The sequence below is a fragment of the Conexibacter sp. DBS9H8 genome (genome assembly GCF_023330685.1).
Lineage (GTDB): Bacteria > Actinomycetota > Thermoleophilia > Solirubrobacterales > Solirubrobacteraceae > Palsa-465.
On sequence record NZ_CP097128.1, the window covers coordinates 1,539,411 to 1,552,469 of the forward strand.

General features: G+C 73.0%; 15 protein-coding genes and 1 tRNA gene. 14 read left to right on the plus strand and 2 right to left on the minus strand.

What is annotated here, in order from left to right; translation table 11 throughout:
* The first annotated feature begins 1 nt into the window (after window position 1).
* The 11 genes from M3M55_RS07275 (at window position 2) to M3M55_RS07325 (ending at window position 9,890) form a co-directional block, all read left to right on the plus strand.
* Window positions 2-1,522 (plus strand): class I tRNA ligase family protein, encoded by a 1,521-nt coding sequence (locus tag M3M55_RS07275; RefSeq protein WP_249012158.1) that lies wholly within the window; start codon window positions 2-4, stop codon window positions 1,520-1,522.
* Complete coding sequence (locus M3M55_RS07280; protein ID WP_249012159.1) at window positions 1,519-2,274, plus strand: TatD family hydrolase; 756 nt, start codon at window positions 1,519-1,521, stop codon at window positions 2,272-2,274. The genes M3M55_RS07275 and M3M55_RS07280 overlap by 4 nt, the downstream gene beginning before the upstream one ends.
* The gene (gene rsmA / locus M3M55_RS07285; protein WP_249012160.1) at window positions 2,271-3,140 is read left to right on the plus strand and encodes a 16S rRNA (adenine(1518)-N(6)/adenine(1519)-N(6))-dimethyltransferase RsmA; all 870 of its coding nucleotides are present in this window, start codon (window positions 2,271-2,273) and stop codon (window positions 3,138-3,140) included. Before M3M55_RS07280 ends, rsmA begins: the two co-directional genes overlap by 4 nt.
* A complete protein-coding gene (locus M3M55_RS07290) occupies window positions 3,137-4,057 on the plus strand; it encodes a 4-(cytidine 5'-diphospho)-2-C-methyl-D-erythritol kinase (protein ID WP_249012161.1) in 921 nt (306 codons plus the stop codon). The genes rsmA and M3M55_RS07290 overlap by 4 nt, the downstream gene beginning before the upstream one ends.
* Window positions 4,054-4,275: a hypothetical protein gene (locus M3M55_RS07295; RefSeq protein ID WP_249012162.1), complete on the plus strand. Its 222-nt coding sequence runs from the start codon at window positions 4,054-4,056 to the stop codon at window positions 4,273-4,275. The genes M3M55_RS07290 and M3M55_RS07295 overlap by 4 nt, the downstream gene beginning before the upstream one ends.
* Before the next feature lie 13 nt (window positions 4,276-4,288).
* Window positions 4,289-5,521 carry a CdaR family transcriptional regulator gene (locus tag M3M55_RS07300; RefSeq protein ID WP_249012163.1) on the plus strand — a complete coding sequence of 411 codons (1,233 nt, stop codon included), beginning with the start codon at window positions 4,289-4,291 and terminating at the stop codon, window positions 5,519-5,521.
* A gap of 103 nt (window positions 5,522-5,624) precedes the next feature.
* Window positions 5,625-6,425: an MTAP family purine nucleoside phosphorylase gene (locus tag M3M55_RS07305; protein ID WP_249012164.1), complete on the plus strand. Its 801-nt coding sequence runs from the start codon at window positions 5,625-5,627 to the stop codon at window positions 6,423-6,425.
* Entirely contained in the window at window positions 6,422-7,096 is a 675-nt protein-coding gene (locus M3M55_RS07310; protein WP_249012165.1) for a DUF2064 domain-containing protein, read from the plus strand. The genes M3M55_RS07305 and M3M55_RS07310 overlap by 4 nt, the downstream gene beginning before the upstream one ends.
* 78 nt (window positions 7,097-7,174) lie before the next feature.
* Window positions 7,175-7,246, plus strand: a tRNA-Gln gene (locus M3M55_RS07315).
* Window positions 7,247-7,381: 135 nt separating this feature from the next.
* A complete protein-coding gene (gene glmU, locus M3M55_RS07320) occupies window positions 7,382-8,785 on the plus strand; it encodes a bifunctional UDP-N-acetylglucosamine diphosphorylase/glucosamine-1-phosphate N-acetyltransferase GlmU (protein WP_249012166.1) in 1,404 nt (467 codons plus the stop codon).
* Between the two features lie 148 nt (window positions 8,786-8,933).
* A complete protein-coding gene (locus M3M55_RS07325) occupies window positions 8,934-9,890 on the plus strand; it encodes a ribose-phosphate diphosphokinase (RefSeq protein WP_371878746.1) in 957 nt (318 codons plus the stop codon).
* A 33-nt stretch (window positions 9,891-9,923) separates the two neighbouring features.
* On the opposite strand, the gene M3M55_RS07330 is transcribed toward M3M55_RS07325, so the two are convergent.
* Window positions 9,924-10,223 carry a DUF4235 domain-containing protein gene (locus M3M55_RS07330; RefSeq protein WP_249012168.1) on the minus strand — a complete coding sequence of 100 codons (300 nt, stop codon included), beginning with the start codon at window positions 10,221-10,223 and terminating at the stop codon, window positions 9,924-9,926.
* 163 nt (window positions 10,224-10,386) lie between these two features.
* Between M3M55_RS07330 and M3M55_RS07335 the strand changes: the two genes are divergently transcribed.
* Window positions 10,387-11,097, plus strand: a complete 711-nt coding sequence (locus tag M3M55_RS07335; RefSeq protein ID WP_249012169.1) for a hypothetical protein — start codon at window positions 10,387-10,389, stop codon at window positions 11,095-11,097.
* A 48-nt stretch (window positions 11,098-11,145) separates the two neighbouring features.
* On the opposite strand, the gene M3M55_RS07340 is transcribed toward M3M55_RS07335, so the two are convergent.
* Window positions 11,146-11,487 carry a hypothetical protein gene (locus M3M55_RS07340; RefSeq protein ID WP_249012170.1) on the minus strand — a complete coding sequence of 114 codons (342 nt, stop codon included), beginning with the start codon at window positions 11,485-11,487 and terminating at the stop codon, window positions 11,146-11,148.
* A gap of 197 nt (window positions 11,488-11,684) precedes the next feature.
* Here M3M55_RS07340 and M3M55_RS07345 point away from each other — a divergent pair, with 197 nt between their 5' ends.
* Window positions 11,685-12,374 carry a 50S ribosomal protein L25 gene (locus tag M3M55_RS07345; protein ID WP_249012171.1) on the plus strand — a complete coding sequence of 230 codons (690 nt, stop codon included), beginning with the start codon at window positions 11,685-11,687 and terminating at the stop codon, window positions 12,372-12,374.
* A gap of 66 nt (window positions 12,375-12,440) precedes the next feature.
* On the plus strand, window positions 12,441-13,058 hold the full coding sequence (gene pth, locus M3M55_RS07350; RefSeq protein WP_249012172.1) for an aminoacyl-tRNA hydrolase: 618 nt from the start codon (window positions 12,441-12,443) through the stop codon (window positions 13,056-13,058).
* Window position 13,059 lies beyond the last annotated feature (1 nt).

Here is a 13,059-nt window from a genome sequence, read left to right on the forward strand (position 1 = left end):
CATGGCCTTCTACATCACCACGTCCATCTCCTACGTCAACGGCCGGCCACACCTCGGCCACGCCTATGAGGCGATCGCCTCCGACATCGTCGCCCGCCATCACCGCCAGCGGGGTGAGGACGTGTTCTTCCTCACCGGCACCGACGAGCATGGCGAGCCTGTCGCCGATTCGGCCCGCGCCAACGGGATGGAGCCGCGCGCGTGGGCTGACCTCAACGCGGCGAAGTTCCAGGCGATGCTGCCGACCCTCAGCGTCGAACCTGACTTCTTCATCCGCACGACCGACCCCGAGCACGCCCGCCGCGTCCAGGCGGTGCTGCAGACCGTCCACGACAACGGCTACGTCTACAAGGGCACCTACGCGGGGTGGTACTGCCCGCGCTGTGCCGACTTCAAGGTGGAGAACGAGATCCTCGAGGGAAACCGCTGCCCGATTCATGAGATTCCGCTCACCCGCGAGCATGAGGAGAACTACTTCTTCGCCCTGTCGGCCTTCCAGGAGCGGCTCGAGACGTTCTTTAGCGAGCACCCCGGCTTCATCGCGCCCGCCCGGGCCCGCAACGAGGCTGAGGCGTTCCTCGCCGGTGGCCTCCAGGACGTCTCCCTCTCCCGGGCCAAGCTCAACTGGGGGATCACCGTCCCGTGGGATCCCGGGCACGTCTTCTACGTCTGGTTCGACGCGCTGCTGAACTACTACACCGCTCCCGGCTTCGCCCGCCCGGGCGTCGACCTCACCGCGGCGCTGTGGCCGGCGGACGTCCACATGATCGGCAAGGACATCCTCAAGTTCCACACGATCTTCTGGCCGGCGCTGCTGATGGCGGCCGGGCTGGAGCCGCCCCGCGGCGTCTACGTCCACGGGCACCTCGCCGCCGCCGACGGCCGCCGGATGTCGAAGTCCTTCGGCAACGGGATCGACCCGGCCGAGGCGGTCGACCGCTTCGGCTCCCCCGATCCGCTCCGCTTCTACCTGATGCGCGACGTCCGCTACGGGACCGACGGCCCCGTCAGCCTCGACGCGCTCACCGCCCGTTATGAGTCCGAGCTCGCCAACGACCTCGGCAACCTCGCCTCCCGCACCCTCGCGATGATCGTCCGCTACCGCGACGGGCAGGTGCCTCCGGCCCCGCTCGACCCCGAGCTCGTCGACGCCTTCACCGGCCTCCCCGACACGGTCGCCGCCGCGATCGACGCGATCGACCTCAGCGGCGGGCTCGAGGCGATCTGGCAGCGCGTGCGGCGCCTCAACCGTTACGTCGAGGAGCGGCGACCGTGGGAGCTGGCCCGTGAGCCCACAGCCACGGGCCAGCTCGACAGCGTCCTCGCCTCCCTGCATGAGGGGGTGCGGGCCCTCGCCGTTCTCCTCGCGCCCTACATCCCGACCTCGGCGCACACGCTGCTGAACGCGCTCGGCCGGCCCGAGTCGGGGTATGGCGCCGCGGCGTTCGGGGCCGGGACCGACGGTCCGCCGGTGCGCGTGGCGACGATCGCGCCGCTGTTCCCCAAGGCGCCGGCGGCGTGATCGACAGCCACACCCACCTCCACCTCTGCGGGCCCGACCAGGCCGCCACGGTGGCCGAGGCGACCGCCGCCGGGGTCGGCAAGCTGCTGACGGTCGGGACGAACCTGGAGAGCTCGCGGGACGCGCTCGGCGCCGTCGACCGGTTCCCCGGCGTTGTTCACGCCGCCGTCGGGATCCACCCGAATGAGGCCGGTGGCGTCGACGACGGCGCCCTCGCCGAGCTCGCCGAGCTCGCCGCCGACCCGCGCTGTGCCGCCGTCGGGGAGACCGGGCTTGACCACTACCGTCAGGGTGCCCCCGCCGCCGATCAGGAGCGCGTGTTCCTCGCTCACATCGCGATCGCCCGTGCGGTCGCCAAGCCGCTCGTCATCCACACGCGGGCGGCCGAGGCGGAGACTCTCGCGATCCTCGACACGCACGCGGCCGGGCTGAAGGTGATTCTCCATTGCTTCTCGATGCCCGACCGGGTCGGGGAGTGCCTCGCCCACCCGGACTGGTGGATCTCCTTCGCCGGCAACGTCACCTACCCGGCCAACGCAGCTCTTCGCGACGCCGCGCTCGCCGTCCCCGCCGAACGGCTGCTGGTGGAGACCGACGCGCCCTACCTCAGCCCGGTTCCCCACCGCGGCACGCCGAACACGCCCGCCCGGGTTCTCGACACCGCCGCCGCGATCGCCGAGCACCGGCGGGTACCGATCACGGCCCTCACCGCCGGGGTGGAGGCGGCCGCCGCGGCGGTGCTCGGCTGGTGAGCCCGCGCCGGACCGGGCCGGGGTCGCTGGGCCAGAACTTCCTGATCGATCCGAACATCGTCGCGGTGATCGCCCGGCTCGCCGCTCTCGACGCCGCCGACGTCATCCTCGAGATCGGCGGCGGGGAGGGGATCCTCACCCGCCGGCTCGTCGCCGACACCCGGTTCGTGCACGTGATCGAGATCGACCGGCGCCTCGCCGACGGTCTCGCGGCGATCCTCGCCGGCCACGGGCGCCTGTGGCTGGAGGACGCCGTCGGCGCTGACCTCGGCGCGCTCGAACCGGCGCCGAGCAAGCTCGTCGCCAACCTCCCTTACAGCGTCGCGGCGACCGTCATCCTCAAGAGCGTGTTTGAGACCGCGATCGACGACTGGGTCGTGATGGTTCAGCGTGAGGTCGGGGAGCGCTTCGCCGCCCGGCCCGGCAGCCCCGCCTACGGGATCCCCTCCGTACTCGCCCAGCTCGCCTGTGAGGTGCGCGTGCTGCGCCCCGTCTCCCGCAGCGTGTTCCGGCCGGTTCCGAACGTCGACTCGGTCCTGCTCGGGCTGACCCGGCGCCGGTGCGGTGGCGGTGATGGCGGCGGTGGGCTCGCCATCACCGACGGGCGGAGCCCGGGACACGGGCTCGGGCCGGGCGGACCCGGGGATCAGCTCGCGGACTGGGGTCCGGTGCGGGCGCTCGTCCACGACGCCTTCAGCCATCGGCGCAAGGCGCTTGCCCGGTCGGTCGCCCTCGCCCGCGGCGGATCGGCTGAGGTGCGCGCCGCCGTCGTGGAGGCGCTCGGATCGCTCGGGCTGCCCGCGGACGTGCGAGCCGAGGCGCTCGCCCCCGAGCAGTTCCTCGCCCTCGCCGGGAGGCTGACGTGACCGGCGGCGAACCGCCGCGGCCGGGCGCGTCCGAGCGCCCGTCCCGTCTGCGCCTGCTCGCCCCCGCCAAAGTCAACCTCTGCCTTCACCTCGGCCCGATTCGTCCCGACGGCCGCCACGAGCTCGTCACCGTGTTCGAGGCGCTCGACCTTGCCGACACCCTCACCCTCGAGTTCGGAGTGGCCCGGGACGAGGTGGTCTGCCCGGGCGTGAGCGGACCGAACCTCGCCGCCGCCGCGCTCGCCGCGCTCCGCCGGGCCGGCTGGGCCGCGCCGCCGGTCCGGGTCCGCATCGACAAGCAGATCCCGGTCGCCGCCGGGATGGGCGGCGGATCCTCGGACGCGGCCGCGCTGCTCGCGCGGGCCGCCCACGACGGCGCCGGGATCGACGTGTACGCGATCGGGCGGGAGCTCGGGGCCGACGTGCCGGCGCTGATCGACCCCGGACTGTGCCTCGCCACCGGGGCGGGGGACCGCGGCTTGGTCCGCGGCGCCGGGATCGCCCCGCACGCCTCCGTCGTCCTGCCCGCGGCAACGGGCCTGTCGACCGCCGCCGTGTTTGCCGAGGCCGACCGGCTCGGCCTCGGCCGGACCACCCAGGAGCTCGCGATGCTCGCGGCCGGCCTCGCCGACGGCCTTCGGCGCGGATCCTTCGGACCCGAGGCGGTCGTCAACGACCTTGCGCCCGCGGCGCTGTCGCTGTGTCCGGAGCTCGCCGAGCGGCTCAGTGCGCTCACCGACGCCGGGGCCGAGCAGGCGATCGTCTCCGGATCGGGGCCGACCGCGGTCGGCCTGTGGTGGGGGGAGCGGGCCGGTGAGGCCGCTGACGCCGCACTGGAGCGCCTGCAGCGGCGGTTTCCGGCCGCCCGGATTGCCCTTCCGCTCTCCGGTTCGTCACAATCTCGTCTGAGTCGATGACCAACTCGGACGTCACCTATCTCATCTGCGGCGGCTGTCTGCTGATCGCCGTGGTCGCCTTCTTCGGCCTGATCGCCGTCCCGGCCCTGCGTTCCTACCGGACCGTGTGGGAGCGGGGGGCCGCCTTCGCGCTGTCGCTGTATGTGCTCGCGATGCTCGTCGGCATCGGCCTGCTGATCGGCGCGGTCGCGGTTGCCGAGTGGCCGCGGCTGTTCTGAGGCGACCGCGGAGATGAGTTCGCTCCCCGACGGGACCCCGCCCGGCGCGCCCGCCGGCATGCCCAACCTCGCCGCGCTCGCGGAGATCACCCATGCCGTCCAGGCGGGAGCGGGTCTGCCCGAGATCCTGCGCGCGGCCGCGCGCGCCCTCGACGCCTCACTTGTGCTGATCGACCGGACCGCCTCCGTCCTTGCCGTCGCCGCCCGTTCCCCCGCGGACGAGCGCTCGCTGATGCGCGACAGTGACGGGGTCCAGACGGTCACCCTGACGGTCGCGGACTCCGCGGTCGGTCACCTCCGGATGCGGACCCGCGAGGGAGCGCCGGACGCCTCGGTGCTCGCCCTCGTCAGCACCCTGATCGCCTCCGAGGTCGAGCGGGTGCGCGCGCCCGAGCGGGCCTCTGAGGAGGCGGCGACCGCGTTCCTGCGCGCCGTCATCGTCCGCCAGATCCCGGACGTCGAGGACCTGCTCGCCCGCGGCCGTGAGCTCGGGACCGATCTGTCGGCGGGCTCGAGCGTCGTCATCGTCCGCGCCCGCCCGCAGCGGCCGACCGAGGATGACTGGCGCCGGCGCCTGCTCGCGGTGACCGCCCGTGGGGCCCGCTCGATCGCCCCCGGCGCGATCGCGGCCCCGGCTGAGACGGGGGCGGCGACGGTGATCGTCCTCATCCCCGACGCCGACGGGGAGATCGCGCGGCGCGTCTCGGCGGCGATCCTGCGCGAACTCGAGGCCGGTCTGGACGGGTTCGGGTTCGCTCTCGGCCGCTCCCGCCGGGCCGAGGATCCCCTCGACCTGCCGCGGGCGGCGAATGAGGCGATGCTCGCCCTCAACGTCGTCGAGGGGGAGGCGGGCGCGACCGACCTCGCCTTCGAGGCGACCGGCACCTACCAGCTGCTGCTCCCGTACATGAGCGACCCGGCCGAACTTCAGCGCTTCTACGCCGAGACGGTCCACCCGCTTGTCGCCTACGACGAGCAGTACGAGACCGATCTGCTCGGCACTCTCGCCACCTTCCTCGACTGTGACGCGAACGTCAACGCAACCGCCGCCCGGCTGATCACCCACCGCCACACGGTCCGGTACCGCTTCGAGCGGGTCCGCGAGCTGACCGGCCTCGACGTCCAGTCCACCGACGGGCGCGAGAAGCTGTCCCTCGGCCTCAAGGCGATGCGCGTGCTCGGAATCGCCGCACCCCGTGGCCCGGCGACTGAGCCGGGGGCCGAAGGCGGGCGGGTGCCGCGCTGAGGAGCCGGGGTTCGCCGGGCGACCGGGGCGGGCGGGCGTGTCGCGCGCTGAGGCACCCGGTCCGACGGGAGGCCGGGGCAGGCCCACTAGCATCGCGGCTGTCATGAGCATCGGCCTGATCACCGGCTCGGGCAGCCACGCCCTCCCCGGCTTTGACACTGCAGAGAGCGTCGGCGTCGAGACGCCCTACGGCCATGTGTCGGTGCAGCGAGGCCGCCTCGGCGGGGTTGACGCCCTCCAGGTCTCCCGCCACGGCCCGGGCCACGCGCGCCTGTCCAACCTCGTCAACCACCGGGCCAACACCTACGCGCTCAAGCGGTGCGGGGCGAGTGCGGTGATCGGCGTGACCGCCTGCGGCGCGGTCGACCCGGCGCTCGAGCTCGGGCAGCTGATCGTCTTCGACGACCTCCTGTTCCTCGCCAACCGGCTGCCCGACGGGTCGCTGTGCACGTTCTTCGACACGCCCGGCGACCGCGCCCGCGGCCACTGGATCCTCCATGGCGGCCCCTACGCGGCCACCATGGGCCGTGCTCTCGCCGACGCCGCCACCGACGCCGGGCTCGCCGTCCGGGTCGGTGGCTGCTACGGCCACGTCGACGGGCCCCGGTTCAACACGCCGGCGGAGATCGCCCAGCTCGCCGCCGCCGGGGTCGTCGCCGTCAGCCAGACCGGCGGTCCTGAGACGGTCCTCTGCGGAGAGCTCGAGCTGCCCTACGCGCTGCTCGGCTATGTCACCGATCACGCCAACGAGGTCCACCCGGGAGCGACGACCCCCGTCGAGGTGCTGGTCGGGCTGCTCGGCGCGAGCTCGGGGGTGGTCGCTGAGGTGCTCACCCGCGCTCTGCCCCGGATCGCCGTCGAGCCGCCGTCGGCGGCCGGCACCCTCTACCGGTTCGAGCCGTGAACATCCTCATCTTCGCCCGCGCGCCGCGGCGCGGGACCGTCCGGCTCGCGCTCGAGCCGCTGCTTGGCGTCGACGGCGCCGTGCGGGCCCATGCCGCCCTGCTCGTGCACGCGGTCAACTGGGCTCGCGCGCTTGGCCCGGATGGGCTCTACATCGCCTATGAGCCCGCCGACGCCGGTCCGGAGATGACCGCCCTGCTCGGGGAGGGCCTGATCAGCTTCCCCCAGGTCGGGGAGGGGATCGCCGGGCGCTTCCGGCACGCCGTCGGACGCGTGTTCGAGGATCACGCCGGCCCCGTGCTGATCGCCTGGCCGGACCTCGCCACCCTCGGCCCTGCGCACGGGGAGATGGCGCTCGCCGATCTCGCCAAGGGTGCCGACGTCGTGCTCGGACCCGTCTTTGACGGGGGCTTCTACCTGCTCGGTCTCGCCCGCCCCCTGCCTCAGCTGTTCAGCCTCGCCGAGCAGGCGTGGCGGTCCACGAGCGCCGTCGGGCTCGTGCTCGCCTCCGCGCTGCGCGAATCACGGCCCCCGCTCGATGTCGGCGTGCTGCGGGTCGAACGGGCGATCCACCGGCCCGCTGACGTCCGCGCCGCCCTCGCGGATCCGCTGCTGAGCCCGCTGCTCGCCCGCGCGCTCGGGCGGGGACGGCCCGCGCCGCCGCCACCCTGAGATATCGTGACCTGGGTCACCGGCGGACGCGTTCGGCTCGCGGTGGACGGGTGCCGCCGGGTCCGGCGGCGACTCCTGTGGGGAGTGGTGTAATGGCAGCACGGCAGCCTTTGGAGCTGTTAGGTCTGGGTTCGAGTCCCGGCTCCCCAGCTGACCGGCTCCCGCCCGGGTCTGGCTGCCACCGTCGGCCTCCGCGGCCTCGCTCCGGGCGGCCTCGACTCGCGGAACCCGCGCCCGCGCCCGGATCTCGGTGCCGGCAGTCCATCCCCTAGCATCAGGCCGATCGTGGCGTCACCCGTTGTCGTGATCCTCGCCGCCGGGAAGGGCACCCGGATGCGGTCAGAGCTGCCCAAGCTCGCCCACCCGATCTGCGGCCGGGCGATGATCGGCTGGACCGTCGCGACCGCCCGGGCGGCCGGGGCGCAGACGATCGTCGTCGTCGACGCGCCCGGCGCGCCGCTGGGCTCCCATCTCGACGCGGACGTCCGGGTCGTCATCCAGGAGCGGCCGCTGGGAACCGGAGACGCCGTCCGCGCCGCCCTCGGGGAGATCGCCGGGGCCGACACCGTCGCCGTGCTCACCGGTGACACGCCTCTGCTCAGGGCGGCCTCCCTCACCGGCCTGCTCGCCGCGCACGCCGCCGCTGGGGCCGCCGCGACCGTGCTCACCGCCATCCTCGATCAGCCCGGCGCCTACGGACGGGTCGTCCGGGACGCCGCCGGTGAGGTGGTGAGGGTCGTCGAGGCGAAGGCGGCTGGGGACGCGACGGACGCCGAGCTGGCGATCCAGGAGGTCAACTCGGGCATCTTCGCCTTCGCCGGTGCGGCGCTCGGGGACGCGCTCGCGCGGATCGACAACGCCAACGCCCAGGGCGAGTTCTACCTCCCGGACGTCCTCGCGGTCCTGCGTGGCGACGGGGCGCGGGTGGGCGCCCACCGGCTCGCCGACCCGGTCGAGATGTGGGGGGTCAACGACCGGATCCAGCTTGCCGCGGTCACCCGGGTCGCCCAGGCGCGGATCCTCGAGCAGCTGATGGCGGCAGGGGCGACGATCGTCAACCCGGCGATGACGACCGCAGACGTCGGGGTGACGGTCGCCCCCGACGTCCAAATCGAGCCGGGCTGCTGCCTGCTCGGCGCCACCTCGGTCGCCGCCGGGGCGGTGATCGGCCCGCACACGACGCTGATCGACGCGACGGTGGGGGAGGGGGCACGAGTCGTTCACTCCCACGTCAACGGGGCGGTGCTCGAGGGGCGGGTGAGCGTCGGTCCGTTCGCCTCCCTCCGGCCCGGCACGGTGCTCCGGGCGGGCGCGAAGGCCGGCACCTTCGTCGAGATCAAGAACGCCGACGTCGGCCCCGGCTCGAAGGTGCCTCACCTCAGCTACATCGGCGATGCCGACATCGGCGCGGACGTCAATCTCGGCGCGGCGACGATCACCGCCAACTACGACGCGCGTACGCGGCGCAAGGCGCGGACGACGATCGGGGCGCGGGTGAAGACGAGCGTCGACACGACGCTCGTCGCGCCGGTCCGGCTCGGGGAGGGTGCCTTCACCGCCGCCGGCTCGGTGATCGGCCAGGACGTTCCCCCGGGGGCATTGGCCGGCTCGCCGGGGGTTGCCCGCTCGGCTCAGCGCAACGTCGATGGCTACCTCGACCGAGACAACGACGCCAAAGTGCGGGGTTGAGCTGCCGCCGGGCCGCTGAGGCGGGCGCCGTCCATCCCCGTCGAGCCCTAGCATCTGGCCGACCATGAGCCTGATTGACTCTGAGCCCCGCGGCGTCGGCACGAGCCTGAGCCTGTCTGACATGCACGCGGAGGCGGACAAGCGCCTGATGCTCGTCTCCGGCCGGGCCAACCCGCGCCTGGCGGGCAGGATCGCGGACAAGCTCGGGGTCAACCTCACCAACGTGACCCTGAAGACCTTCTCCAACGGGGAGGTGTACGGCCGCTTCGAGGAGTCCGTCCGCGGGGCGGACGTGTTCATCGTCCAGCCGATCTGCGGCAACCCCGAGAACGATCTCACCGCCAACGATGCGCTGATGGAACTGCTCGTGATGGTCGACGCCGCCGTCGGGGGCTCCGCCCACCGCGTGATCGCCGTCAGCCCGTGGTACGGGTACTCGCGCCAGGACAAGAAGTCGGCGCCGCGGGAGCCGATCACCGCCCGGCTCGTCGCCCGGATGCTCGAGGCGGCCGGGATCGACCGGATCCTCACGATGGACCTCCACGCCGGCCAGATCCAGGGCTTCTTCCAGAAGCCCTGTGACCACATGACGGCGATGTTCATCCTCACCCAGTACTTCACCGACCTCGGGCTGCACGATCTCGTCGTCGTCGCCCCGGACGCCGGTCGCGTCAAGCTCAACAAGCGCTTCGCCGCCAAGATGGGCGCCGACCTGGCGATCCTCAACAAGGAACGGCCCGCCCAGCAGGTCGCCGAGATCAACTACGTGATCGGTGACGTCAAGGACAAGACGGCCGTGCTCGTCGACGACATCATCGATACCGCCGGCACGCTGAAGGCCGCCGCGGACGCGGTGCTCGACGCCGGGGCGAGCCGGGTGTATGCGGCGGCCACCCACGGCATCTTCTCCGGTCAGGCGTGGGCGAACCTCACCGCCGCCGGCTTTGAGCAGATCGTCGTCACCGATACGGTGACCCTCCGTCCCGGTGCGCCCGCGAACGTCACGACCCTGTCGGTCGCCGACCTCCTCACCGCCTCGATCCGCCAGATCTTCACCGACGGGTCGGTGTCGGGCGTCTTCGGCGGGGAGAACCAGCTCTTCTGAGCCCCCGGGCCCGGGCGGGCGGGGCGGCCGGCGTCAGCCGGCCGCGGGGTCGACCGGGTCCGCCGTGGCCGGGGCCTTCCCCGGCCACGCGCCGAAGAGGTGATGGAAGCTGCGGGCGGCGAGCTGGTCGATGACGGCACCGACCCCGGCGAGGATCGCCGCCTGGACCGCGGCGGTGAAGAACACCGCTCCGAGTGGGCGTCGGCTCGTGTGGGCCGGTGGGGGCGGCGTGCCGTCGGCGAAGGTCGCCCAGATGTCGGTGAGGGCGGCCTGCCCGGCCCGTCGGGCGAGCAGGCCGGCGAGGATCTTGAACGGGGTGTAGAGCACGCGCACGGCTGCCGAGGGTACCGGCCGGCGCTCCTCGCGTGCGGCGGCCCGCCGCCCGCCTGTGCGTCGGGCCAGCCGGCGGCGGGCACCCCGCTCCGCCTGGAGCTGGCGCAACGACCGTGTCTCATGCATAAATGAGCGAGCGGAAGTGCCGATTCAGGAGGTAGAGATGTTCGAATCCGGTCACCACGAGGAGCAGGACGGCGCCGAGGACCTGCTGCGGCGGGCGCTGCTCGACGACAGCTCGGCCGTCTCGGTCTCCCTGCGCATCGACGGGCTGCCGGTCTCTGAGGCGGTGACCGTCGTCTTCTACGCCCGTCGTGACCTCGGCACCCTGCAGACCTACCTCACCCCGGGCAGCCGCGGCGCGGGCTCGGTGCTGAGTGCCGGTGAGCTGCTGCGGGTCCCGTGCGACCTCGACCTCGCCGATGCCGAGGACGCCGACGAGGCCCGCGAGCTGTACGGCGCGCAGGCGCGCACGCTCCGGGACGCGGTGCTGTCCGCCGACGTCGTCCTCGCGGTCTGGCGGGAGCCGCTGCAGCGGCTCGCCGGGCGGGTGATCGAGATCGATCACCGCGTCAACCTCGACCTTGCGCTGCCGAAACCGCGGCTGTTGCCGACGGCGCTGATCGCCCCGGACCTGCAACTGCTCGTCACCGCCGTGACGAGTCCGCGCACGCTCGCGGAGGGCCGCCCGCCCCTGGGGATCGTCTGTGCCCAGCAGGACGTCACGAAGATCTACCCGCTCCAGGAGGATCCCGAGGCCTGCGTCGTCGACTTCCTCGACTACTCGGCGAACCGTGCCCGGCGTCTCGCCGAGCGGCTCGCCCACCAGGAGGCGTCGGTCGAGCGGTTCCTCGAGATCAGCGACGCCGCCTGAACCCCCGGGGTCCCGACGGCGTCCGGCGGCGGCACCGGAGGACGACGGTCAGTGGTGGGAGGGGCCGTGTCCCGGCGAGGGGACCGGCGTGCGTCGCGGATCGCGGACCGGTCGGCGATCGCGGTTGGGAACCTTGTCGGCGAGCCGCCCGGGCTCGCGTAGCCGCACACTCGACTGCTCGGCATCGGGGAGGGGCAGGCCGCCCCCCGGCCAGCCCCGGGGGTCAGGACGACTGTTGGGCAGGTTGCCCCAGCCGTCGTCGGAGCCGCTGTCCTGATCCGTCGGAGGGTCGCCGTCGTCACGCAACGTGGGAAGCATCAGGATTCCCACGGCGATGAAGCCGACGAGATGGATCCCGAACATCCAGGCGAGGAGCTCGAACTCCGACATTTGGAATAGGTTACATCCCGGGGGTAGGATTTGGCGAGGTTGGGACGACGGGACTGAGGTCACCGCCGCCACGCCCTGGCGCGGGCGATCACACAGCCGGCCACGGGGGCGTTCGCGCCCCGGTCATGCCCCGGCCGCCACCCCTCGGCCCCGCCGCAGCGGCCCTCTGTGGGCGCCCGCTACCATCGACGCCTGTTATGCCCGAATCGTCTTCATCCGCCCTGGCCGCAACGCCCCGCGAGCCGTCCAATTCGCGGGCCGTTCGCCGTCTGCGCCGGGAGGGTTTCGTCCCCGGAGTCGTCTACGGAGGCGGCCAGGAGCCGGTCGCCTTCGCCGTCCACGAACGTGACCTGCGCCACACCCTCGCCCACGCCGGCGCGGTCATCGACCTCCAGCTCGAGGGGTCCACGCCGAGCCCGGTGGTGCTCAAGGACCTCGTCCGGCACCCGGTCACCGGCGTGACGACCCACCTCGACCTGCTCCGGGTCAACCTCAACGAGGCGATCCAGACGCAGGTGACGATCGAACTCGCCGGCGCCGATGACGCGCCCGGCGTCAAGCAGGGCGGCATCCTCGAGCACATTCTCCGTGAGGTCACCGTCGAGGCGCTTCCGAGCGACATCCCCGACGCGCTCGTGCTCGACGTCTCAGCCCTCAAGGTCGGTGCGACCGTCGCTCTCAGCGCGATCGTCGCCCCGGACGGCGTCACGATCCTCGGGGACATGGACGCTCCGGTCGCCACGATCAGCGCGTCCCGGGCCAGTCGCGCCACCGGCGGCGATGACGAGATCGAGACCGAGACTGAGCTCGTCGGTGAGGCTGAGGCGGACGCCGACGCGGCCACCGAGGGCGACGAGCCCACGGCCGGCGAGGACGCCGCCGCCTAGGCGGCGACTCGTCGCGACCCGTCGGCTCCGCCTGACGCCCGCGACTCGCTCATCACCGCCTCGTCCGTGCCCGCGCGACCGAGCCATCCGGTCAGCTGGCTGATCGTCGGCCTCGGCAACCCGGGTGCCCAGTATCAGGGCACCCCGCACAACGTCGGCTTCGTCGTCGCCGAGCGACTTCGTGACGAGTGGGGGATGCCCAGTCCCCAGTCGCGCTATCGCGGTCTCATCAGCATCGGGACGGCGGCGATCCGGCCCGGCGCCATCCCCGGGGCGCCGGCGCGAGGTCCCGCGGTCGCGATTCTCTGCCCCCAGACCTACATGAACGACTCGGGCGCGAGCGTCGGCCCGGCCCGCGGTGAGCTTCGGGTCCCGCCCGAGCGGGTCCTCGTCCTCCACGACGAGATCGACACACCGTTTGGCGAGGTACGGACGAAGTTCGGTGGCGGGCTCGCCGGACACAACGGCCTCAAGTCGATCTCCCGGGCGCTCGGCACCCGAGACTTTCCCCGCGTCCGGCTCGGGGTCGGACGGCCGAACAGCACCGATCCGGACGTCGTCGCCGCCTACGTGCTCGGCCGCTTCCGTCAGCCCGCGGACGCGGTCGCTGACCTCGTCGACGCCGGCGTCGCCGCGGCCACCGCGCTGATCGCGGCCGCCGAAGCCGCTCCCGACGACGCCTAGA

Bases quoted from the DNA above. Each gene is read 5' to 3' on its own strand.
- M3M55_RS07275 (WP_249012158.1), top strand. From the start codon at position 2: ATGGCCTTCTACATCACCACGTCCATCTCCTACGTCAACGGCCGGCCA.
- M3M55_RS07295 (WP_249012162.1), top strand. From the start codon at position 4,054: ATGACCAACTCGGACGTCACCTATCTCATCTGCGGCGGCTGTCTGCTG.
- M3M55_RS07300 (WP_249012163.1), top strand. From the start codon at position 4,289: ATGAGTTCGCTCCCCGACGGGACCCCGCCCGGCGCGCCCGCCGGCATG.
- M3M55_RS07305 (WP_249012164.1), top strand. From the start codon at position 5,625: ATGAGCATCGGCCTGATCACCGGCTCGGGCAGCCACGCCCTCCCCGGC.
- M3M55_RS07325 (WP_371878746.1), top strand. From the start codon at position 8,934: ATGCTCGTCTCCGGCCGGGCCAACCCGCGCCTGGCGGGCAGGATCGCG.
- M3M55_RS07335 (WP_249012169.1), top strand. From the start codon at position 10,387: ATGTTCGAATCCGGTCACCACGAGGAGCAGGACGGCGCCGAGGACCTG.
- M3M55_RS07340 (WP_249012170.1), bottom strand. From the start codon at position 11,487: ATGTCGGAGTTCGAGCTCCTCGCCTGGATGTTCGGGATCCATCTCGTC.
- M3M55_RS07345 (WP_249012171.1), top strand. From the start codon at position 11,685: ATGCCCGAATCGTCTTCATCCGCCCTGGCCGCAACGCCCCGCGAGCCG.